Raw genomic sequence first — 955 nt, 5'->3', positions numbered from 1 at the left:
TCTGTTGGGCGCCCCCTCCTGCTCCTCCTGTCACACCCATCCCCTTCCCGCTCTTCGCCGACCTGGGCGGTGCCAAGACCGTCGCCAAAGACGTCCGCCTCAACCGCAAGCCCGCCTTCGTCTTCAATGCCAGTAAAACCAACCGCACCACCGGTGACGAACCCGCCCTTCCGGGCCGCAAGGGCATACTTTCCCGCACCGCCACAAAACCCGCCTGGCCGATGATGCACTCCTCTTCGGTTAAAATCCGCAAACGCTACATCATTCGCGCCGGCGATATGTTCCACATGAACAACAAGTTCAAGAAGAAACTGCCGCCCAAACCCTGTATTTCCTGCAAAGCCGCCGCCGCTGCCGGCCGCCCGGTGAATCCGATACACGGGCTGAAGTTTTTGGAGGGTGAAACCGACTTTGCTTTTGAAGGCATTCTGCCGCTGGTTTGGAGCCGCAGCTATTATTCCGACCAAGACGGTACCGGCTGGCTCGGCGAAGGCTGGAGCGTGCCGGGCTGCCAACGTATCATCCGCGATGCGGCGGGATTGGCCTATATCGACGATCAGGGCCGTCTGTTCCCGCTGCCGGAAGTCGATGAAGACGATGAGGAACCGGTATTGTTCGAGAGCGAACAGATCTGGTTCAGCAAAAATCCGGACGGGCATTATGTCATTGCGTCGCTGGACGGTTCGATAGCGCTGCGTTTTGCGCCTTTGGTGGTGGCGGAAGACGGTTCGGACGAAGACGCCACCCTCTTCCCGCTGGTGGCGGTGGAAGACGCCAACGGCAACCATCAGCGTTTCGTCTATCATCCGCTGACCGGTCTGCCGCAATACGTCATTGACGGCAACGGCCGGGTGTTCTCGCTGAACTTCGGCAATGTGGCGGACGAACAGTCGCCTAAAATGCGGCTGCTGTCGGTTTCGTTGTTGGAAGGTTTGCCGGTCTTCGGCGAAACGGT

The 955-nt window shown here is 59.4% G+C and carries 1 protein-coding gene; it reads left to right on the top strand.

Going from position 1 to position 955, the window contains the following annotated elements:
- The coding region (locus tag AAG834_RS13725) for a DUF6531 domain-containing protein (RefSeq protein ID WP_342032453.1) at window positions 1-955 on the top strand (955 nt) is incomplete at both ends.

This window comes from Neisseria sp. Marseille-Q2251, assembly GCF_940793045.1.
Taxonomy (GTDB): domain Bacteria; phylum Pseudomonadota; class Gammaproteobacteria; order Burkholderiales; family Neisseriaceae; genus Neisseria.
The sequence above is the reverse complement of the archived record's forward strand: the minus strand, read 5'-3'. Positions and strand labels throughout refer to the sequence as shown.